General features: G+C 64.4%; 18 protein-coding genes and 1 pseudogene. 9 read left to right on the forward strand and 10 right to left on the reverse strand.

The window, feature by feature from the left end; translation table 11 throughout:
- Position 1 precedes the first annotated feature (1 nt).
- A complete protein-coding gene (gene oleC / locus J2Y70_RS15545; protein WP_309919389.1) occupies positions 2–1654 on the reverse strand; it encodes an olefin beta-lactone synthetase in 1653 nt (550 codons plus the stop codon).
- A gap of 212 nt (positions 1655–1866) precedes the next feature.
- Here oleC and J2Y70_RS15550 point away from each other — a divergent pair, with 212 nt between their 5' ends.
- Positions 1867–2253, forward strand: coding sequence for a YkgJ family cysteine cluster protein (locus J2Y70_RS15550; protein WP_263396251.1), 387 nt, complete (start codon positions 1867–1869; stop codon positions 2251–2253).
- A gap of 25 nt (positions 2254–2278) precedes the next feature.
- On the opposite strand, the gene J2Y70_RS15555 is transcribed toward J2Y70_RS15550, so the two are convergent.
- The 5 genes from J2Y70_RS15555 to J2Y70_RS15575 form a co-directional block, all read right to left on the reverse strand.
- The gene (locus J2Y70_RS15555; protein WP_309919394.1) at positions 2279–3181 is read right to left on the reverse strand and encodes an alpha/beta fold hydrolase; all 903 of its coding nucleotides are present in this window, start codon (positions 3179–3181) and stop codon (positions 2279–2281) included.
- 164 nt (positions 3182–3345) lie between these two features.
- Positions 3346–4488 carry a protein adenylyltransferase Fic gene (fic, locus tag J2Y70_RS15560; protein ID WP_309919395.1) on the reverse strand — a complete coding sequence of 381 codons (1143 nt, stop codon included), beginning with the start codon at positions 4486–4488 and terminating at the stop codon, positions 3346–3348.
- Between the two features lie 84 nt (positions 4489–4572).
- Positions 4573–5589: a 3-oxoacyl-ACP synthase III gene (locus J2Y70_RS15565; protein ID WP_263396253.1), complete on the reverse strand. Its 1017-nt coding sequence runs from the start codon at positions 5587–5589 to the stop codon at positions 4573–4575.
- Between the two features lie 102 nt (positions 5590–5691).
- Complete coding sequence (locus J2Y70_RS15570) at positions 5692–6009, reverse strand: DUF4156 domain-containing protein (protein ID WP_263396254.1); 318 nt, start codon at positions 6007–6009, stop codon at positions 5692–5694.
- A gap of 447 nt (positions 6010–6456) precedes the next feature.
- Positions 6457–9333 carry a pitrilysin family protein gene (locus tag J2Y70_RS15575; RefSeq protein WP_309919400.1) on the reverse strand — a complete coding sequence of 959 codons (2877 nt, stop codon included), beginning with the start codon at positions 9331–9333 and terminating at the stop codon, positions 6457–6459.
- Positions 9334–9405: 72 nt separating this feature from the next.
- Here J2Y70_RS15575 and J2Y70_RS15580 point away from each other — a divergent pair, with 72 nt between their 5' ends.
- From J2Y70_RS15580 to J2Y70_RS15615, 8 genes and pseudogenes are all read left to right on the forward strand, one after another.
- On the forward strand, positions 9406–9687 hold the full coding sequence (locus J2Y70_RS15580) for a hypothetical protein (protein ID WP_309919403.1): 282 nt from the start codon (positions 9406–9408) through the stop codon (positions 9685–9687).
- A 52-nt stretch (positions 9688–9739) separates the two neighbouring features.
- Positions 9740–10213, forward strand: a complete 474-nt coding sequence (locus tag J2Y70_RS15585) for a hypothetical protein (RefSeq protein ID WP_309919406.1) — start codon at positions 9740–9742, stop codon at positions 10211–10213.
- 52 nt (positions 10214–10265) lie between these two features.
- On the forward strand, positions 10266–10745 hold the full coding sequence (locus J2Y70_RS15590) for a tRNA (cytidine(34)-2'-O)-methyltransferase (protein WP_309919409.1): 480 nt from the start codon (positions 10266–10268) through the stop codon (positions 10743–10745).
- Between the two features lie 31 nt (positions 10746–10776).
- Complete coding sequence (locus J2Y70_RS15595) at positions 10777–11637, forward strand: AraC family transcriptional regulator (RefSeq protein WP_309919412.1); 861 nt, start codon at positions 10777–10779, stop codon at positions 11635–11637.
- Between the two features lie 56 nt (positions 11638–11693).
- Positions 11694–12101: a DUF2000 domain-containing protein gene (locus J2Y70_RS15600; protein ID WP_309919415.1), complete on the forward strand. Its 408-nt coding sequence runs from the start codon at positions 11694–11696 to the stop codon at positions 12099–12101.
- Between the two features lie 600 nt (positions 12102–12701).
- On the forward strand, positions 12702–13571 hold the full coding sequence (locus tag J2Y70_RS15605) for an NmrA/HSCARG family protein (protein ID WP_309919418.1): 870 nt from the start codon (positions 12702–12704) through the stop codon (positions 13569–13571).
- Between the two features lie 276 nt (positions 13572–13847).
- Positions 13848–14510, forward strand: a complete 663-nt coding sequence (locus tag J2Y70_RS15610; RefSeq protein WP_309919422.1) for an SDR family oxidoreductase — start codon at positions 13848–13850, stop codon at positions 14508–14510.
- An 81-nt stretch (positions 14511–14591) separates the two neighbouring features.
- Positions 14592–14759 (forward strand): annotated as a pseudogene (locus J2Y70_RS15615) (MBL fold metallo-hydrolase); the annotation flags it as partial.
- Positions 14760–14789: 30 nt separating this feature from the next.
- On the opposite strand, the gene J2Y70_RS15620 reads toward J2Y70_RS15615, so the two are convergent.
- The 4 genes from J2Y70_RS15620 to J2Y70_RS15635 all read right to left on the reverse strand — a co-directional run bounded on the left by J2Y70_RS15620 (position 14790) and on the right by J2Y70_RS15635 (position 22018).
- The gene (locus J2Y70_RS15620) at positions 14790–15368 is read right to left on the reverse strand and encodes a hypothetical protein (RefSeq protein ID WP_309919425.1); all 579 of its coding nucleotides are present in this window, start codon (positions 15366–15368) and stop codon (positions 14790–14792) included.
- 142 nt (positions 15369–15510) lie between these two features.
- Positions 15511–16098: a hypothetical protein gene (locus tag J2Y70_RS15625; RefSeq protein WP_309919427.1), complete on the reverse strand. Its 588-nt coding sequence runs from the start codon at positions 16096–16098 to the stop codon at positions 15511–15513.
- A complete protein-coding gene (locus J2Y70_RS15630; protein WP_309919430.1) occupies positions 16095–19901 on the reverse strand; it encodes an RHS repeat-associated core domain-containing protein in 3807 nt (1268 codons plus the stop codon). The genes J2Y70_RS15625 and J2Y70_RS15630 overlap by 4 nt, the downstream gene beginning before the upstream one ends.
- Positions 19898–22018 carry a DUF6531 domain-containing protein gene (locus J2Y70_RS15635; RefSeq protein ID WP_309919433.1) on the reverse strand — a complete coding sequence of 707 codons (2121 nt, stop codon included), beginning with the start codon at positions 22016–22018 and terminating at the stop codon, positions 19898–19900. Before J2Y70_RS15635 ends, J2Y70_RS15630 begins: the two co-directional genes overlap by 4 nt.
- Positions 22019–22114 lie beyond the last annotated feature (96 nt).

A 22114-nucleotide genomic window follows, 5' to 3' on the forward strand; every position in this document is an offset into this window, starting at 1 on the left:
CTCAGCGCACGCGGTCCTTGGCCCACAGCGCCAGTTTCTCGCGGCCGATCTTGGCGTTGTGGCGGATGTCCACCGGGAAGCCCGGATGGCACAGGAAATCGGCGATGCCGGCGGTGTGCGGATGCGCCTGCGCCAGCGCGCGCAACTCGGCCTGCGGCTGCGCCGGCGGCGCCACGCCCGGCTGTAGTTCGTAGCACAGCACCGGCCGCTGCGCGCCCGCCGCGCCGATCCCGACCAGCGCGCTGCGGCGCAGCCACGGCAAGGTGTTGAAGATCGGCTCGGCCTGCTCGGTGTACAGCGGCCCGTGCGCGGTCTCCACGCGCTGGGTCTTGCGCCCGCAGAACCACAGCCGGCCCTGCGCGTCGAAGTAGCCGACGTCGCCCATGCGGTGCACGATGCGCTCGCTGCCGTCGTCCAGGCGCTCGCGGATCTTGGCGATGCGGGTGGCCGCGTCGCGGTTGAAATAGGTATCGGTGGTGGTCGGCCCGGCCACGGTGATCTCGCCGACCGTGCCCGCCGGCAGCTCGCGCACGCCCGACCAGTCGGGGATCGCCGCGTCGTCGATGGCGATGATGCGCACCACGTTCGGCGCCACCACCGCACCGACGCAGGTGCCGGCGCCGGTTTCGGTGGCCGCGCGCGTGTCCTGCAGCTCGCGGCCCTCGATCGCCGCCACCGGCAGGCATTCGGTGGCGCCGTACGGCGTCCACAGCTTGCCGTCCTCCGGCAGCAGGCTGCAGATCCTGGCGACGATCTCCGGCGGCACCGGCGCGCCGGCCGAGGTCGCGCAGCGCACGCTCGGCAGCGGCCGGCCGTAGTCGGCCAGCACCCGCATCAGCGCCGGCGAACCGAACAGCTGGGTCACCCCGAAGCGATCGATCGCGTCGTGCAGCTTGCGCGGATCGGCGCTGGCTGGCCGCGTCGGGTCCATGTCCGGGATCACCGAGGTCAGCCCCAGCGCCGGGTCGAACAGGGCGAACGGCGGGAAGGTCGGCAGGTCGATGCCGCCGGGCTGCATGCCGAACGCGTTGCGCATCAGTTCGATCTGGCCGACGAAATGGCGATGCCGGTAGACCACGCCCTTGGGCACGCCGGTGGAGCCGCTGGTGAACAGGATCGCGGCCACGTCGTCGCCCGCGGTGTCGGCCAGCTGGCTGCCGGCGCCGCGACCGGCATGTTCGATCTGCGCCAGCGTGGTGCCGCCCCAGGCCCAGCGCCGCCCCACGGTGACGATGCGCCGCGCCGAGCGCGCCCAGCCCAGCAAGCGCCGCGCCAGCTGCGCCAGCGGGATGCCGATGAACGCCTCCGGCTGCGCCTCGTCCAGGCACTGCTTGAGCGCGCGCTTGTCGATGCCCGGATCCACCAGCACCGGCACCGCGCCGGCCTTGAACAGCGCGAACATCAGCAGGAAGAACTCCGGCGACGGCCGCACCATCACCACCGTGCGCGTCCCGCGGCCGATGCCGTAGCCGCCCAGCCCGGCGGCGATCGCGTCGCTGCGCGCATCCAGCTGCGCGTAGCTCAGGGTCACGTCGTAGGCGGCCAGGCCGTTGGCGCCCCGGCGGCCCGGGCAGCGGATGGCGATCTGGTCGGGGCGCTCGCGCGCCAACGGCGGCAGCGTCGCGGCGATGTTGCAGGGGGTGGTCGTGGTCATCGTTGGATTATCGCCGATGCGCCGGCGCCTGCCGTGGCAGGCCAGCGTTGGTCCAACGCGCCGCATCCTGCGAGCGGATCGGCGTCGGGCGTCGGCTCGCCGCTCGCGCGGCGACAGCGCACGGCTGAACGCCACCGCGCTTGCAGCGCGCGGCGGTTCGGTCAGAATGCCGCGCCCCCCCACGCTCTTTGCCGCGCAAGGCCCGGCCTCCCATGGCACACCCCTGCCTCACCTGCGGCGCTTGCTGCGCCTACTTCCGCGTCAGTTTCCACTGGAGCGAAGCCGATCCCGAGCTGGGCGGCAGGGTCCCGTTCGATCTCACCGAGCCCCTGCGCACCCACGAACGGGTGATGCGCGGCACCTCGCAAGCGCAGCCGCGCTGCGTGGCGCTGGACGCGGAAATCGGCCGCTACAGCCGCTGCACGATCCACGACCGGCGGCCGTCGGTCTGCGCCGCGGTACCGGCGTCGCTGGAGTTCGGCGAACGCAGCGCGCAGTGCGACAAGTCGCGACTGGCGCATGGGCTGCACATGCTGACTGCAAGCGACTGGAGCGGCGTCGGCGACGCCGAGCGCAATCCGCTACCGGACGACGCCTGAGCCGCCGGCATGCCGCCGCGGCCGTCTAGAGCGGATGCGTGTCCAGGAACCGGCGGATCGCCGGCACCAGCACCTCGTGCTTGTCTTCGAGCACGTAATGGTTGGCATCCTCGAACGCCATGACCTCGGCCTGCGGCAGCGCCTGGCGGAAACCGGCGAGGAAGTGGTGGTCGAAACAGATGTCGCGCAGGCCCCAGGCGATGAAGGCCGGGCGGTCGGCGAACGATGGCAGCGCCTGCGCCGAACGTTCCAGCAGCGACCACGCCTTGTCAGCGGGCGACAGCGGGATGTCCTGCATGAAGCGGATCGTGGAGATGCGGTTGGCCCAGCTGTCGTAGGGAGCCACATAGGCGCGGCGTACGTCGGCAGACATGCGCCGCGACACCCCCAGCCACGAGGCGCCGGCCGAGAACGCGTTGAAGGTGCGGATGAACCACTCGCCGGGACGCCAGTGCCGGCCCATCGCGATCTGCCACGGCATCGGCTTGGCCGCCGGCAACGGGAATGCGGCGGTGTTGGTGATCACCAACCGCTTGACCTGGGCATGGTGCGACAGCGCCCAGCCGAAGCCGATCATGCCGCCCCAGTCGTGCACCGCCAGCGTCACCGGCCCATCGATGCCCAGGTGGCGCAGCAGCGCGTCGAGATCGTCCACGCGCGACTGCAACGTGTAGTCGTAGCCCGGCTGCGCGCCTGGCGCATCGTCCGGCTTGTCCGACAGGCCCATGCCGATATGGTCGGGCACGATGCAGCGGTAGCGGTCCGACAGGCCCGCCACCAGCGTGCGCCACAGATAGCTCCACGACGGATTGCCGTGCAGCATCACCACCACCTCGCCATCGCGCGAGCCTTCGTCGAGATAGGACATCGTCAGCCCGGGACGCACCTGGAAGCGCTGCGGGGTGAAGGGGTAGCCGGGGTAGTTCATGTGAATCGCATCCGATCAGATATCTAAGGAGCCTGCGTCGTAGGCATCCGCCCAACTCCCGCAGGTAGAAGAATCGCACTCGTCGAGCTCAAGTCCTACGATGAATGCTGCGCCATCGTCTCAGCGAGACGTCGCCTATTTGCTGGTCACCAATGGATTTCATGTCACGCAGATCTGCGGTAGGCAGGCAGTTGATTGTCGTCGTTGGAAAGCAGGCGCAGGAATGCAGGGTGTAGGAACAGTTTTTCCTTGCCCAGACGCTGCTCCTGCAACACGCCAATCTCCACCAACTCTTTCAGCTGACGCGCAGCGGTCTGCCTGGTCACGCTCACCATGTCCACGACGTTCTGGATACGACAGTAGGGCTGGTTGAAAATCACCTCCACCAGCTCTCGGCTGTAGGCTTTTGGCGCATGATTGCGGATGTAGTCGCGCGCCTGTGCCTCCAGTCCACGGATCGCCTGGATCTTGGCCGTGGTCCATGCAGCCGTCTCGGCCACGGCACTGAGCATGTAGTGGATCCACTCGGCCCAGTGACCGTGCCGGGTCACGTCCAGCAGCAGACGGTAATAGTCGCTGCGGTGGCGGATGATGTAGCGCGACAGATACAGCACAGGCAGGTCGAGCAGCCCCTGCTCGATGAGCATCAGCAGGTTCAGCACGCGTCCGGTGCGGCCGTTGCCGTCGGTGAAGGGATGGATGGCTTCGAACTGATAGTGCGCGACCGCCATGCGGATCAATGGATCGATGTCGGTGTGCTCGTGGATGAAGCGCTCCCAGTTGGACAGCTTGTCGCGCAGCAGTGCCTCGCCCACTGGCGGGGTATAGATGACCTGCTGGGTCTGGTCGTTGGCCAGTGCCGTACCGGGAACGCGGCGGATCTGCATCTGCACCGCCTTGATGCGGCTGCAGACGACCACCGCGGTGTCCGTGCACAGAGGGCGCTGCCGCAAGGACTGGAAGCCTTCGTAGAGCGCGCTGCGATAGCGCAACGCTTCCTTGGTGGCAGGCTTCTGGGCCTTGTCCTGATCCTCGGCGTAGCGGAACAGATCGTCCGTGGTGGTCACGATGTTCTCGATCTCCGAACTGGCCTGAGCCTCGAGGATCGGGATCGTGTTGATCAGCACCGTGGGATTCGGCAACAGCGCGGTAGCCTGTTTCAACTCGGCCAACGCGGTTCTGGCGCCGATGCAGGCCTTGAGCAGGCTGCGTGTCTCGATATCTCCCGTTGGGGGTAGCAACGGGAGATCGTTGTAGGGGAACTCTGCCTTGAACTTCGACACATCTTCCATGGCTGCGTCAAACATGTTCGGAGAACGAACATGATGCAATAACGTGTACTAAAAATCCATTTTTTTTAACACGTCCATGTTCAGGAGAGTCGGTCCCAGCTACCAGACCACCTCGGCCATCGAGCAGTTCAGGCCCGAACCGATGCCCATCAGCGCAATGCGGTCGCCCTTCTTCAGGCGCCCCAGTTCGCGCAGCTTGCTCAACACGATCGGCACGCTGGCCGGGCCGATGTTGCCGTGCTCGCCGAAGATGGTCATCACCTTCTTCGGGTCGATGCCGAAGTTCTTGATGAAGGCCTGGGTGTGCGGCAGGCTGACCTGGTGGATCACGAACTGGTCCAGCTCGTCCACCGCCCAACCCAGCGCCTGCCTGGCGGCGATGAAGGTCTTCTGCGCCAGCTTGATGCCCTCGATCAGCAGCATGCGGGTATCGGTGACCATGCGGTCCAGGTTGCCCCGGCACAGGGTGTTCCACTCGGTGGCCGAGCGGGTCACGCCGCCGCGGTAGCTCGGCGCGTCCGGGACCAGCTCGGCACGCGCCAGCACCATCGCCGCGGCGCCGCAGCCCAGGGTCAGCGTGGCCAGCTCGTCGCGGAACGCCTGCGCGGTCACGTCCGGGGAGGTCATCCGCTCCAGGGTCTTCTCATACACCAGGTTGGCGGTCTCGCCATCCACCACCAGCGCGTAGTCGATCTCGCCGCGCTCGATCATGCGCGCCGCGATGTCCATGCCGTTGATGAAGGCCAGGCAGGCATTGGCGACGTCGAAGGTCATGCATTCCTCGCCCACGCCCAGGTTGCCGGAGACGATGCTGGCGGTGGACGGCTCCAGGAAGTCGCGGCTGACCGAGGTGTTGACCAGCAGCCCAACCTGGCCGGCGTCGATGCCCGCATCCGCCATCGCCTTGCGTGCCGCCAGCGTGGCCGCGTCGGACGCCTGCATGTCGTGGTCCCACATGCGCCGCGCATGGATGCCGGCGATGTCGCCGAGCACGTCGGTACGGATGCCGAGGCGGTCGTAGGTGGGTTGCAGACGTTCGTTGATCTGCTTGGAGGTCAGCGTGTGCGGCGCATCGATATGCGCCAGTCCCGCGATGGAGACGTTGTTGAAGAGCATCGAGATGTACGCCGGGATAAGGCGAAGGGGCGCCAATTCTAGCGGTTGCCCGGTTTTACCGCATCTTTAACAAATTGGAACAGAGCGTATGGCTTAACCGGTTCAGCGAACGCTGCACTGGTAGGCGGCATAGCGCTGGTCGCCCTCGACCGGCTCGCCCATCGCCTGCACCGTGTTGGCACCGACGCCCGGCGCCTCGTTGCGGGCCAGGGTCTCCAGTTCCTCGCGCACCCGCAGCGGGTTGCGCTGGTAGAAGCCGACGTTGCTCTTCACCGACACCACCACCTCGCCGCGCTTGTCGCAGCCTGCCGCTGCCTGGCCTGGCGGCAGCACGCGCACGGTCTTGCCTTCCGGCGCCATCGGCACCCAGGTGCAGGCGGCGAGACTGGCGAGCAGCAACAACGCGATCGGTAGGCGCATGGACAGGGACCGCAGATGGAAGGAACCGGGATTGTGCCGCAGATCGCTGAATTGGCAATGACGCCGCCGGATCCGGCGGCCCCGCCAGGCGTGGAAGCCTACTTGCGCGGGGCTCCTCATGCACTCATCGGGCGCTGCGCGCCAGCTTCTCCCATGGGGGGAAGGAATAGCCGCAATGCAAAGCCCCTCTCCCGCCGGGAGAGGGGTTGGGGTGAGGGTTGGCGCGAAGCGTCTCGTGGATTGGGAACACGAGGCTTCGCCCGTACCCTCATCCGCCCCTACGGGGCACCTTCTCCCGATGGGAGAAGGAACAGCCCTAGCCCCTCTCCCGCCGGGAGAGGGGTTGGGGTGAGGGTACGGCGCAAAGCGGCTCGCGGATATGGACCGCGCGAAGCTTCGCACGCACCTTCACCCGCCCCCCGGTTCATCCGCCCTCGCGCCGCCACCTCAGCGCTTGGGCGCCGCCGGCGCGGCCGCGCCCTGCGGCTTGCCGTCGGCGTCGATCACCGTCACCTCGCCCAGCTTCAGCGCGCGCACCGGGCGCTCGATCTGCTTCAGGTCGCCCACCACCACCCAGGTCAGCGCGTTCGCGTCGAGCGTCGCCGCCGCCTCGCGCACCTGCGCCGGGGTCATCGCCTCGATCTCGGCCTTGCGCTTGAACACATAGTCGTCAGGGCGCCCATTGCGGACGATGCCGACGATGGTGCCGAGCACCGACCCGGCGGTCTCGTAGGCGCCGGGCAGGCTCAGGGTCTGGATATTGCGGATGCGCGCCACTTCCTCGGTCGACGGCGGCGTCTTGCCGCTGGCGAAGGCGCTGATCTCCTTGTGCATCTCCTGCAGCGCCGGCGCGGTCTTGTCGATCTGCACCGGCGCCATCGCCGCCCACGGCCGCTGGCCGAGCGCGTTGGACGCACTGCTGCGCGCGCCGTAGGACCAGTGCTTGTTCTCGCGCAGGTTCATGTTCAACCGCGAGGTGAAGTCGCCGCCGAGCACGCCGTTGGCGATGTCGAAACGGATCGAGGCCGGATCGGTGGACGGCGGCACCAGTTCGGCGGCGAACAGGTTGGCCTGCACCGCGCCCGGCTGGTCGATCAGGTACACGCGCGGCTTGGCCGGGCGCGGCACCTTCGCCAGCGTCGGCAGCGCCGGCGCGGCGCCCTCGCCCTTCCAGTCGCCGAACTGCGCGTCCAGCAGCGGCACGATCTCGGCCAGGGCGGTATCGCCGACCACCACCAGGGTGGCCTGCTCGGGACGGATCCAGTCGCGCTGGAAGCCGACCAGGTCCTCGCGCTGCAGCGCGGCGATCGCCGGCTCGGTGCCGCTGCCGCTGAACGGGATCGCATACGGATGGCCGTCGCCGTACAGCAGCGGCGGCAGCACCCGCATCGCCACTGCGTTGGGCTGCGCCTTTTCCTGGCGGATGGCGGCGATCCGGGTCGCCTTGATCCGCTCGATCTCCTTCGGCTCGAAACGCGGGCGCCGCAGCATGTCGGCATACAGCGCCAGCGACGGCGCCAGGTTCTCCTTCAATGCCGACAGCTGCGCGCTGCTGCCGTCCAGCGAGGCGCCGGCGCTGAGCGATGCGCCCAGCGTGTCGGCGGCATCGGCGAAGCCCAGCGAGTCGTAGTCGCCGGCGCCCTCGTCGAGCATGCCCATGGTGAAGTTGGCGGTACCGGACTTGCGCCCCTGGTCGGCGCTGAAGCCGCCCGGGAATTCGTAGCTGAACTGCACCACCGGCACGTCGTGGCGCTCGGCCAGGATCAGGCGGGTGCCGTTCTTCAACGTGGCGCGCTGCAACGCCGGGAACTTCAGTTCCGGGAACTGCGCGGTCTTGGGCGGGCCGGCGCTGCGGTCGACGACGCTGGGCAGCGCGCGGTACTTCGGATCGACCGGCGGCGGGTTCAGCGGCGCCGGCTCTACCGCCGGTTCCTCGGCCAGCGCCACGCGCTCGCCCGGCTCCACCACCAGGGTATGGTCGCCCTTGCCCAGCCATTTGCGGCCCACCGCCTTCAGGTCGCGCGCGCGGGTGGACTCGATGGTGGCCAGTGAGGTGCGGAAGCAGCCCGGATCGCCGGTGAACACCGTGCACTCGGCCAGCGCATCGGCCTTGCCGCCGAAACCGCCGATGCGTTCGATGCCGCGGATGAAGCCGGCGCGGAACGCGGTCTTGGCGCGCAGCAGTTCGTCCTTGTCCGGGCCCTTGTCGAGCAGCCGGCGCAGCTCTTCGTCGATCACCGCCTCGACCTTGGCCGGATCCACGCCCTGTTTCACCGTGGCGATGATGCCGAAGCCGGACCCCAGCTGCGACGGCCAGGCGCCGGCGCTGATCTGGTCGACCAGCTTGTCCTCGTGCACCAGGCGCCGGTCCAGCCGCGACGACTTGGCCCCGCCCAGCACCTGCGCCAGCAGCTGCAGGCGGTCGATGTCCTCGGTGCCGGTCTGGGCCACGTTCCACACCCGGTAGATGCGCGCCTGCGGCACCTTGTCGGTCATCGTCTCGCGGGTGGACTGCGGGCGCTGGGCCACGTCGACCTGCGGCTGCGCCATGCTCGGCCCGGCCGGGATATCGCCGAAGTAGCGGGCCACCTTCTCTTTCGCGGTGGCCACGTCGATGTCGCCGGCCAGCACCAGCACCGCGTTGTTCGGGCCGTACCAGGTGCGGAACCACTGCTTCACGTCGGCCAGCGAGGCGGCGTTGAGGTCGTTCATCGAGCCGATCACGCTATGGTGATACGGATGGCCCTTCGGATACAGCGCGCGACTCAGCTTGTCCCAGGCCTGGCCGTAGGGCTGGTTCTCGCCCTGGCGCTTCTCGTTCTGGACCACGCCGCGCTGCTCGTCGAGCGCGGCCTGGTCGATGGCGCCGAGCAGGTGGCCCATGCGGTCGGACTCCATCCACAGCGCCATGTCCAACGCGGTGGTCGGCACGTTCTCGAAATAGTTGGTGCGGTCGCTGTTGGTGGTGCCGTTCTGGTCGGTCGCGCCGACCTGCTTGAACGGTTCGAAGAACTCGCCGCGGTGGTTCTCGCTGGCCTGGAACATCAGGTGCTCGAACAGGTGCGCGAAGCCGGTGCGCCCGGCCGGTTCGTCCTTGGCGCCGACGTGGTACCAGAGGTTGACCGCCACGATCGGCGCCTTGCGATCGGTGTGCACGATCACCCGCAGGCCATTGGGCAGGGTGAACTGCTCGTAGGCGATATCCACCTTCGCCGCGGCCGGTTGCTTGGCCGCGCTCGACGGCGGCGCATAGCTCAGCGCGCCGAGCGCGGTGGACAGGGCGATGGCCAGCAGGGCCCCACGCGGGCGGATCGATACGGTCATGCAAGTTCCTTTTAGCAATGGGTGGAAAGACGACGAGACCTGGATCGTAACGGGCCTCGCCGGCGCCCGCGTATGCCGTTCGGCCCGGTCGGGCCGTCGCCGGCACGCCCGATCCTGAACGTATTGCCTCAACGCCCGCCCTACAGCGGGCAATCCCCGGACGACGGACGTACGCAGGCGACCGTGTGTCCGCCCGCGGACACTGGGCAATTCAAAAAATCATTCAAGAACAAAGGTTTGGACTTGGCACAGGATCTGCTTTGTAGTCCTGCACCAGGATCGGCCCAAGCAAATAATGAACAAATGCTTAATGAAAAGAAAAAACAGCAAAAAGTGCTTGCAGCCCCTGATTAGGTGTACTACCTTACTACCACACCACTGCTCAACAACACCAACGAGGCCCGCCATGAAAACCGCTTCCTTCGCCCTGACCTTTGCCATCGCCGCCCTGCTCGCCGCGCCGGCCATCGCCGCTCCCACCACCACCCTGAGCAGCATGCAGGTGCGTCCGTCCGCCGAGCAGATCGCCCAGCGCACGTTCGAGCGCAACAGCGGCATCGCCACCCTGGCCGCAGTGCAGGTCCGCCCCTCCGCCGAGCAGCTGGCGCAGCGCGATGCCGAACTGTCCAGCCGCATCGCCACGCTGGCCTCGGTGCAGGTGCGTCCGTCCGCCGACCAGCTCGCCCTGCGCGATGCCGAGCAGGCCGCGAGCCAGCGCGTGGTCACCCTGGCGACGCTGCAGGTGCGCCCGAGCGCCGACACCCAGAGCATGTTCGCGATCGGCAGCGCGGTCAGCGGCGCCCTGGACAGCGCGATGCTGCAGTTGCAGCCGAGCCTGCAGAACCTGAGCCAGGACCTGACCACCAGCCTGACCCGCTGAGCCTGCGCACGCTTCGCCGGCGCAGGCCGGAGCCGGCGCGTAAACTGCGCCGATGACCGCCACGCCCACGCTCCACGTCCTGCTGTTCCAACCCGAAATACCGCCCAACACGGGCAATGCGATCCGCCTTTGCGCCAATACCGGCGCGCAGCTGCACCTGATCGAGCCGCTCGGCTTCGACCTCGGCGACAAGCAGCTCAAACGCGCCGGCCTGGACTACCACGAGTACGCACGCCTGCAGGTGCATGCCTCGCTGGAGGCCGCGCTGCAGTCCATCGCCCCGCGCCGCCTGTTCGCCCTCAGTACCCGCAGCAGCACCCGCTACGACACGCCGGCCTTCGCCGACGGCGATGCGTTCCTGTTCGGCCCGGAGACCCGCGGCCTGCCCGCCGAGGTGCTGGAACAAGTGCCGCCGGCGCAACGCCTGCGCCTACCGATGCGCCCGCACAACCGCAGCCTGAACCTGTCCAACGCGGTCGCGGTGGTCGTGTTCGAAGCCTGGCGGCAGCTGGGCTTCCCCGGCGCGGACTAAAGCGCACGGCGCGCGCTTGCGAGAGTAGCCAATGGCATCGAGCACCCGCAAAACCACCAGCGACGACTGGGTCAGGATCCGCCGCGATCAGGAAACCGGCATCGAGAGCGTGCACGCGCATTTCCGCGGGCACGCCTACGACCCCCACGATCACGACGAAGTGCTGGTCGGCGTGACCCTGCAGGGCGTGCAGCGGTTCCACTGCCACCGATCGCTCCATACCAGCACGCCCGGGCGCGCCATCCTCATCGAGCCCGGGGCAGTTCACGACGGGCATGCGCCCGCGGAGGACGGCTTCACCTACGCGATGCTCTACCTCCCGCAGTCCTGGGTGGCGGAGATGCTGCAGCGGCTCGGCCAATGGGACATCTGCGCGATCCAACCGGCGTTCCGAAGCACCTTGACCGCAGACGCGGGGTTGAGCGCAGCGATACGCCAGGCGTTCCTCGCGGTCCACCACGGGGAAGGCCGCCTGGCGCGGGACCAGAGCCTGGATCGCATGATGGGCCTGCTGTCCCGGCATCTGTCGGCGGATGCGCAGGGCGCGTGCGATTCGGCGGCGAGAATGGCGCGCGCCAGGGAATTTCTTCACGACCAGATGGAACGCGACGTCGGCCTCGACGAACTCGCCGGCTACGCCGGCATGGACCGGTTTCGCCTCACCCGGCAATTCCAGCGCAGCTTCGGCCTGTCGCCACATGCCTACCTCATCCGGCTGCGGCTGCGCGTCGCCCGCGCGCTGCTGGCCAATGGGCAGGAACCGGCAGACGTGGCGATCAAGGTCGGTTTCGCCGACCAGAGCCATCTGGGCCGCTGGTTCAAGCGCGCCTATCGGCTCACCCCGGCCGCCTACAAGCGGCTGTGCGCCGGCGACGCTGCACAAGCGTTCTAGATCCGATCCGCGGCAACTCCGAGGATGGCCGCAACGTCCAGACAGCGGAGTTCCCCGTGTTCGACACCAAAGTGGCCCTCATCGTCCGCAACGACCTGGCGACCTGGCAACGGTTGAACGTCGTCGCCTTCCTGGCGACCGGCATCGCCGCGGCCGCCCCCGACGCCATGGGCGAACCCTACGTCGATGCGAACGGCCATCGCTACGGCAACATGCTCGGGCAGCCGATGCTGGTGTTCGAGGCCGATCTCGCCGGACTCCAGGCCGCGCACCGCGTTGGGCTCGCACGCGAGATCACCGTGCTGCCGTATGTGTTCGCCATGTTTTCGACCGGGCACGACGAGGCCAACCGCCAGGCATTCGCTGCCGAAGACCCCGGCAACCTGGATCTGGTGGGAATCGGACTGCGCGGACCGAAGAAGGCCATCGAAAAGGCCACCAAGGGCCTGTCACTGCATCGATGAAGCAGCGTGCAGCGGCGCGGACATGTGCCGCTGCGTGATCCCTCTCCGGGCGTCGCTAGGAGAGCCGCATCATGGCCTCGACGATCGTGACCTCTCGGTTCCAGGACGGCGGCGATGTCTGCCCGTCATCGGCCACGCCCGCGAAAACCGGGTTGCCTTATAGCAAGAGGACTCCCAGTCGGCTGCGGCGGGCCTCTGGCGAAACAGCCTGCAGGCCAGAACCCTGTCTTGCGCGGATCGATACCGGCAAGCCGTCAGCCGAGCCGGCACTGCGGTCGTTTCGATCGATCAAGCGCAGCGCATAGAGATGCTTCGAGACCGAATCGACGCGCCGCTTTTGCGAATCCCGAATCCCCAATCCCGCCCCCGGCGACCCGGGGCGACGAGCCGCTGGGTCGACGGTCTGGCGGAGCTGGTTGTTCCAGAGCCGCGACCTTCAGGTACCACGGCCTGAGCGTCTCAAATTCGATACAACTTGTCTATTTCTTGTGGCTTTGTTTTGAATGTGGGACCGCCTATCGTTTGGCCACACGCAGACCGAACCAGCGAAACACCGTCCCCAACCAGTTGCAGCAAACCCACCCCAACCAAGGAATCATCATGACCATTCTCGTTACCGGTGCCACCGGCACTGTCGGCCGCCAGGTCGTCGAACAGCTCGTCAAGCGCGGCGCCGATGTCCGCGCGCTGGTCCGCGACCCCGCCAAGGCCAAGCTGCCGGCGAGCGTCGATATCGTCCAGGGCGACTTGCTCGATGTCGACTCGCTGCGCGGCGCCTTCTCCGGCGTCTCCACCCTGTTTCTGCTCAATGCCGTGGTGGCCGACGAGTACACCCAGGCGCTGATCACACTGAACGTCGCCCGCAGCGCCGGCATCGAGCGCATCGTCTACCTGTCGGTAATCCACAGCGACGTGTACGTCAACGTGCCGCACTTCGCCGGCAAGTACGGCGTGGAACGCATGATCGAGCAGATGGGCCTGCACGCCACGATCCTGCGCCCGGCCTATTTCATCGACAACGATCTGTCGATCAAGGATGTGGTGAGCGGATACGGCATCTATCCGATGCCGATCGGCAACAAAGGCCTGGCCATGGTCGACACGCGCGACATCGCCGAGGTGGCGGCCATCGAACTGATCCGCCGCGAGCAGTCGGCCGCGCCGCTGCCGCTGGACCGGATCAACGTGGTCGGCCCCGACACCCTGAACGGTGCGGACGTCGCGGCGATCTGGACCGACGCGCTGGGCCGCCCGATCGCCTACCCGGGCGACGACACCGCCGGGTTCGAGCAGAACCTGCGCCAGTTCATGCCGAGCTGGATGGCCTACGACATGCGCCTGATGAGCGAGCGCTTCCTCAGCGACGGCATGATCCCCGAGACCGGCGACGTCGAACGGCTGACCGCGCTGCTGGGTCGCCCGCTGTACTCCTACCGCGAGTTCGCCACCCGGGTCGCGACCTCCTCCTGACCTTGCGCCCACCAACCCTTCGGCGCACCGCGCTGAGCGGCGCGCCGCAGGGTTGGTCGTCAGCTTCACAACAGGGCGGGAAGCTACATCGACTACCCGGCAATCGGCGCCGCTTGAAGTTCTTGCCGCCCTCGGGCATGGCGGACGGCACATTGCGCACAGCGATCCGGCAACAGCGCTCCGCAACCTGCCAGCCAGGGGTGATCCCTGGCTGATCCGTGGGATTCCATCTCGGGCGACCTCTCAACAGGCGTCCCGTCTTCCGAGGCAGCCATCATGCAAACACACGACATTGAAACTAGCGACCGACCAAAGATCCTGGTCCTCGGCGCGACCGGCGGCACCGGCCGGCACATCGTCCGCCAAGCGGTGGCCCGAGGATATGACGTCGCGGCGCTCGTGCGCTCGGCCGACGCAGCGCGTCATCTGGCTGGCGCGCAGCTCATCGTGGGCGACGCCCGCGACGAGAAGGTCCTGCGTCAGGCGCTCCACGACCGCGATGCCGTCATCAGCGCGCTGGGCACACCTGCCAGCCCGCTACGTGAAGTCACCCTTCTCTCGACCGCGACGCGGGCGCTCGTGAGTGCGATGAAGGCGCAGCAGGTCACGCGCTTGATCGGCATCACCGGCATCGGTGCCGGCGACAGCGCAGGCCATGGCGGATTCGTGTTCGACAAGCTGATCTTTCCGCTGCTTCTGCGCCACGTGTATGCCGACAAGAATCGGCAGGAAGCGCTGATCCGCGACAGCGGCCTCGACTGGGTACTCGTTCGCCCATCCGTCCTCAACGATAAGCCTGGCCGCGGCGATATCCGCGCACTCACCGATCTCACCGGCTTCCATGGCGGATCCATCTCGCGGGCAGATGTCGCGACGTTCGTCCTGGACCAGGTGGCCTCCAGCGACTGGACGCATCGTTCGCCGCTGATCACTTGGTGAGCAAGCCAGAAGGAGCTAGCGTATGCGGCGGAGCGGCGTGCCGGTCTGCATCGCCTTGGCAACCATGGCGCGACCGAGGCGTTCGCCAACGAAACCACCATCGGCGAGCAGCACGCGCACAACATCCATATGCACGATGGCGTGGCCGAAGCCGAGTTTCTCAGAGTGCGCGAGGCCCGCGATGCCACCCTGGCCGAACCGAAGCTGATGCAGCCGGCGGTGAAGGCCGACATCCAGGGCGGGGCCTGAGCCAGATCGCTCACTGGCGGGTGGCTCTTGTCAGCCACCGGTGATCGCGTGCAGCCGATTCTGCATTCTCCTGCATACCCCGGGTTCGTGAGGCAGATCCACGCAGTAGCGACCGACATCCAGGGCTTCCAGCGTTTTTCGTTCCATTTCCCCGCGCTCCGCTTTTCGCAGGATGCCATCTATCAGAAGCACTCTGTCGTTGGGCGTTCCAACATCCGTGATGGCCTTCTGCAGTTTGAAAAGGAACTGCGCGTCTTGCAGGGAAATGAGCTCTGCCACGCAGGCCGGTCGCGGCTTGACCCTCATTGAACCGAGGAAGTAGTCAATCCGCTCGGGATCATCAATCGACTTTACATAGTCGGCCGCCGAGCAGAGACGTGGGTACTTGTAGTACGTGTCAACATATCGCTCATCAGACTCGCTCAGAGCGCAGGACGTCAACAGCACGATAGCCGCAAGATTGAGCACATGCCTAATCACAGAGATTCCCTCTGATAGAATTTCATCCGACATCTGGTTCTCTGCATTGTGCCCCTGCTGCTCAAATCCGATAGCGGCATACGCCCGATAGTCGGAAAGCCCATCCGTACACCCTTGTACGTACTGCATGAGAACTTTGTCCAGTTCGTCTCGATTTTCGCATGCGTCGTGGTCTTTCAATCCAAGTAGGTCAATGCGGAGACCGGATTCCCGTCAACATAGCTGTATGTGCTGGGCCTGCCCGCCGAACCAATCAGGTACTCGACCTTGCCTACGGGTAAAAAGAACTCCAGATATCGCCAGCACCGCCTTGCCACGGACTTAGCTCTGTCAACGCGCGCCTGGATAGCTTGCAGGTGAAATGAAGTTCAAACTCCTTCTTCTCCCGCCTGTAGGCATTTTCCGCACTAATTAGGCCGACAACCTCAACGAGCCCTTCACGCCCAGGTAGCGGATTTATGTCCACTGATATTTCGTCGGACGCCCAGAAGTCGGCTTTGTACGCAAAGCCAGACCAACCACTAGAAAAATAGCCGTGCTCAAGCTTTTTTGCCCCTAGCGTCCCGCCGTCATTTAGAAACCCCGTTATCTTTGTAAAGTATTGCGAGTCAGCAACGCCGTCCTTCTCAGAGAATATTCTTAAGGACAGAACAGAGCTTGAGCCGGACCGGAGCTGGTGACCGCTATTCGCTGCCCACAGATTCGACTCGAGTTCGTTCAACCCGCTAGGGGGCGACGCCACAATCTCTGCGTCATCTACGATGATGCATTCATGAATCTCACTCGCCTTGACGCTCCTTTGAGTTGAGCAAGAGACCGCAAGGAGAACCAGCAACGGGATCCTAGCTAGCGAGATCATTGGTCACACCCGCACTGCGACTTCCGCTCGTTGTTGAAGTCGTAGACCTGCTCACGCGCTCGCCGAGTTGCCTCAGGGCTAATGTATCGGTGGTCGTAGTTGTTTGACATCTCTTGCAACCCTATTGGACGAGTAAAGTGCAGTCCTTCGTGAATCATGGTGTCGAGCAAGTTATAGACACCGCTCCAATCAAGCACATTTAAGTACCTTTCGTTGAGGTGGATGTATCCGTCACCTCCCCGCAGTTCCGCCTTCCCTTCAACACCGTCGCGTGGTATGTCAGCCTTTGGGGCGCCCGCTCCAAACTTGATATCTGGATTCATCTTCTTCGCGAAGGCAAATGCGGCATCGATGTCGCACTGCGTTAACCCAAGCGGATCAACGAACGAAATTGGATTTCCCGACACATAGGCATACGTATTCATCCCCCCCGCCAAGCCCAGGGGATCACTCTGCAGATACCGGCCGATGACTGGATCATAGTCTCGATAGCCGTTGTACCAGAGTCCCGATTCGGAGTCGAAATACTGCCCAGGCAGGCCCAGCCTGATGCCCCCCATCTGGTCCTGTGTGACGGTACGCCCGTAGGCATAGTTGTAGGCCTTCCATACAACCTGTGCCGAACCATCTGTCGCAAACTCCGGCCTGCCCAGATGGTCTGTGCGCACTGGATAGATTTGCCCATTTCGCGCAACGCCGATCAGGTCCCCATTGAACCATAGATAGTTGGACCAGCCAGAGGCATCATGATCTGCAAGCAGGAGGTTCTGCCCGAGAAAAGCCAGCGTCGTCGCCCCTGCGCCCGACACCATCTTGGACGTCCGCTGACCGAGTGCGTTGACGAAGTACTGGGTCTCCACCCCATTCACCACGGTACCTGATAGACGATTGAAGCCATCATAGCTGTAGGTGCGCCGATCACCCGGAGCGTCCTCGCTGATGCGGCTCCCCGCAGCATCGTAACCATACGTACGATCAACATCCCCCGGACGGTCTGTCTGATAGCCGGACAACCGATTGCTGCCTGCATCAATTATGTACTGCCGCAAGGACTGCCCGTCTGTGTATGTCATCCAGTTGCCATTGGCGTCGTACTGCATCGCGTGGGTAATCCCCGCGCGCGCGAGGGAAGCAAGGCGACCGGAGTTGTCGTAGGCAATGGACTGCGTCATCTGCGTATCGATCATGTCCTCGATGGAAGATATTCTTCCGACTGCATCATAATGATAGCTGACGTCCTGCAGCGACACTCCGTCCGTCATGCGATATGCATCTCGCCGAGACAACCGACCCGCTGCGTCGAACGCATTGCGATAGACCAGACCGTTGGACATTGTCAACTGAGCCAACCGCCCTCCTGCATTGTATTGAGCATCGGAAACAAGGCCCTGTACGACCCCTGCCACCTTCAGGCTCATCGCGGACAGCCAAGCCCCGCTGTATCCATATCCCGCAACAGTCCCATCGGGGTAGACAATGCTCGACAGCCTACCTGCAGGGTCGTATCCAATCTGCACCGTAGCGGTTGCGATGCCAGGCAGCGCAAAGTCTTCCGTACGTTCTGCCAATTGCCCATCCGGAGCGTAGGACATTGCGACAGTGGAAGCGTGATTGACTGCCGAGCACATCCTGCCAATGCCATTGGCACAGTTGTCATAGGTCCACAGCCGATCATCACCCGCAACCGAGCTGGAGAGAATCCGTCCAAGTCCGTCGTACTGGATGATCGTTTCGACACCATCGGATCGGAGACTCCGCACCACACGGCTCGGGGCCTGATATTGATATGTGCTGCTACCCGCGTCGGGACTCACGGTGCGCCACGGGCGACCAAATCCATCCCGCTCGTATGAGGTCTCCAATCCGCGTGGATCGACCACCGAAATCACGCGGTCCATGGCGTCGTAGCGGATTTGTGTGACGGCTCCAGACGCGTCCTTAGAAGAAATCGCACGTCCCAGGGCATCGTAGCTCAGCAGCGTCTTTTCATTGCCCGCACTGCTGCGCTCGATGACTCGACCATTGCCATCGTAGCCGCTGCGGCTCGTGTTTCCCGCTCCGTCTGTTCGGGCGATGATGCGCCCCAATTCGTCGTAGGCGATCTCCGACCTCGACAGCACCTGGCCTGGCCGCACGCCTGCCACAGCCGAGGCGCGCGTCTCTGCAATCGCTTCCCCTTGGCTTACGATCCACAAGCGCATTCCCTCTGCGGGGATGGTGTCCAGCGCCACACTGCCACCCGACCCCTCTGCCAACAGCGTCGCGGTGCCCGCTTCCACTGCACTCCAGAGCTGAGCGGTTCCCACGGATACCAGCCATTGCACCGTCGTGGAACAGGTGGGCTGTCCCCATGCGATCGTGCACGGATTGGGATTAACTACGATGCTGCCGACTGGTGCCGAGGGCATGCGGAACGTACCCGACCCACCAATCAGGCTGTGCGCTCCGCCAACAGGCGAAATGCCGTGAACGTAGAGCGGTTGACCGACCTGTTCGCGGCGCACTGCGTGGCTCAGCGGCAGCGTGAATCGGTAGTGTGTTCCCGACGCCGTGCAGGCGGCAGCGATAGCAGGCTCACTGGCTTGATCTGCGCGAGCGCTGGCGACAAACACCCCTTGTCCGGCTGCGCCGCGCGCGTAAAGGTGGACGTCGATGGGATCGTTTCGGTTCGTACTGCACGCCCAGCCCAGCAGAGCGGTTCCATCGCTGGAAAGTCCATCGATATTGCCGGTCACCACGGATGGGGGCGCAACGACGGTAACAGGTACATTCGTGGTGTAGACCCCGAACCATTCCACCCCGTCCTGCACCATTTGCCACTGGAAGTTGTATACCCCAGGTGCCGTCGGCGCCCGAACCTGGGCGCTAATCACCGCGGTGGCCCCTGGTCCGATGTCTCCGGGCAGTGAAAGACGATGACTGCCCCAGACAGTGCTGTCGTTCAATGCACCCAATGCATAGCCTGCAGCTGAATTCCATGTCGTGTTGCCGGCGTTTCTCATCCGTAGAGATACGTTGTAGGTCTTTCCTGCTTCCATCTGGGAGGGCACATTCTGGTCTATGAAATGCGCCTTGTTGATGGGCCCGTTCACCCACAGCGTCGCCAGGCCCGACGCTGCACCGAAGCGCCCGACACCATTTCTGATCATCTGCAACTGGAAGCCATATTCACCTGGCGGGGGCGCAGTCACGTTGATGTTGAATGTGACTGATTGACCGGGGCCCACCGGGTGGGGTACCGGAACGTTGGCAAAGGACCATGACCCGGCATAGCTATCGTGAGCTCCTCCCAGCTGATACTCATAGCCCGCCGGCCAAGTGGTATTGCCTGTATTGCGTACCGTCGCAGAGAACGTATAGGGTGTGCGATGCTGCAGCGGCCCGGGAATCTGCAAGCCTGTGAACTCCGCGCCATCAAACGGTGCTGGAGGAGCGCTGACGGTGATTGGTCCCACCGCGGAAACCAGTGAACGACGCGTCTGGTCACCATCAGGAAGGTTGCGCACCGCATCCGCGCGCAATTCATAGTGGTAGGTGCCCGGGCTAAGGCCCACCTCTCTGTAAACGCCACCCGCCTGGATGGTGACGACTGTCCCATTACGCAGCAACCGAAGTCCATCGATGTACTCCGCCTTTGGGCCGGTGGTTGTAGCCCCCCAGTTGACCTTCAGATCGAATGCGGCAGGCGCCTGATAACTGTTGCCAGGAGGTCCATCGAGACGAATCCAAGCTTCGGCGGACGCATCGTCGATCACCGCCAAGAGCAGTATTGAAAGGAGGAGGAACCGAACGAATGCGTTCATGGCTGCGTCCCCCGGCCCGGATCGGCGAATACGCGCTGTATCGTTTCGCTGGTGGGGAGCGACAGCGCGTTGTATGTGTATCGCGACTCGGCAAAGCTTCCGCCCGGCTCCGGAATGGATGTGGATATCAGTCGTCCAGCCACATCATAGAGATTGGAGACGCGAACGCCGTCCGGGCCAATTACCGATGCCAGCTTTCCAAAGGCGTCATATTCGTAGCGGGTCGTGCGCACGCCAGAGGGAAGCGCCAAACGGACCTCAGACGGGCGGCCACGCGAATCGTAGACGAAATCCGTCCGCACGCCATTTACATCAATCGAGTAGCCCGGATAACCGTAATTGGTATAGTCGCCCATGACGATGGCATGGCCCATGCTGTTCTCTATCCGAATCAGATCACCCATGTTCGAATAGGTGAATGTCACCGCACCGCCATTGCCCGTGGCAGGCCCATCCTCGACCATTCTGCTGACCAGCCCATTGGAGCGCAGCTGATAGCTAAACGTCGTGGTCTGCACTTCACCCTGCGCATTCCCGGGGACCAGGCTCTTCTGCGAGCGTGACGTCAGCCGATTGTTGGCATCATAGTCGTAGCGGGTCTCCAGCACGCCTTGCAGGGTCTCGGCGGCGATGCGGTTGTTCTGCTCGTCCCACTCGAACGTCGTTGTCCGTGCAACGGGTGTTCCAGTCGCCTCCTCTCGAAGCAGCAAATGCCCATGGCCATCGTATTGATAGCGAGTCAGGTTTCCTTCGAAATCCGAGGTGAGAGACTTGTTTCCATTTTCATCATAATGCGTCTCACTGTACCCAGCAGCGCAATTTGCCGAGGGGAGCCCTTCGATCGCGACCAGTCGCCGGTCCTTGAAGCGGTAGCGAGCCACCTTTCCAAGCGGATTGGTCTCTACGGTGACACTCTCGCCATTGGAACCTTGCTCATATGCGAAACCGAAGCGCTCAACACCCCCCGCGTGCGCCGTTGAAGTTGCGCGATGCTGCTCGTCATAAGTGAACATCGAGTAACGGCTGCCGTTGATCGACTTGCCTGTCAGCAGGGGAAGCCCATGGCTCTGCCCTAGCTCCTTGTACAGATAGTGATACTTGACGGTAGTCGACGGACTGCCTGTATGGGTGACGGACTCAAGGAAGCCGTATACGTCCTGGGTGTACCCGTACTCGATGACATTTCCCTGCGGGTCACGCACCCGGATCACGCGCGGATCAACGCCCGTCTGTGCATTTTTCTGGGCCCAGGTGAACTCCATGTAGCGTCCGTTACTGTGGGTGACGCGCTGCAACTGGGTGCCTTCAGGGCCTCCATAGCTCAATGTCCAACGCACGCCATTGGCATTGCGGATTTCCACCATCTTGGTGCCATCGTAGGTTTCCGTGGTCAGGTCCGGACTGACGTAGATCCACTTTCCTCCGGCGGCGGGCGTCAGGCGCGCGCCCTGTTGTGCGCCACTTTCCCTGTAGACTCCATCGCCTCCGCGCTTGAACACCAGATATCGCCCATCTGGTCGACGCATGCGCGCCTCGTTCGAATCCGTGTAGATGACCAGTTGCCGATCCAGATTGCTGTGCCAGCTGTCGAAGATGTCGAAGCGATCCATGGCGGCGGAGTTGAAGGTACGCTCCAGTGTCAACGGCATTTCGCCGCCCCCGGTAAAGTCCACTTCGGTTTCGATCTTCGTTCCAGTGCGAAGAACTACGGGATTACCACTCTTGGGGCATTCGTCGGAAGCATCCTTTCCCGCCTCATCCGGCTCCCCTTTGCTCGTCTCGACAAAATCGTCCCATTGATTAGGGCGTGGGAAGAGATTCGAAGGGACACCCCATATGGCCATGAAGCCATCCAATCGCCCTGGCGCAATCCCATCCGCAACCACATCCACACGGGCAAGATCCGTTACGTGGCCGGAGCTCAGACCTGCACCTCCTCCTGTGCTGGGCTGATTCTGGATGATTCTTGCGTCAGCCTCGACAACTGACAGGCAGACCAGAGCAGCCAATAGTGTGACCCGCAGATAGCGAGGCCTTTCACAGACGGCCCGTTTACTGGAGCCAGAGCGCCGGCGGGAGACCAGAAGGCAGAGCGTGAAGCGGCAAGCCGAATCCATGTGCATTACCTTGCATGGATCCGCGCACGCGTCATCCATGACGTCGTCAATATGTTGATGATGCGATGACCCGCTGATCAGCAGCGGTTCCCCATA

It is taken from the genome of Xanthomonas sp. 1678, from assembly GCF_031455575.1.
Classification (GTDB): domain Bacteria; phylum Pseudomonadota; class Gammaproteobacteria; order Xanthomonadales; family Xanthomonadaceae; genus Xanthomonas_A.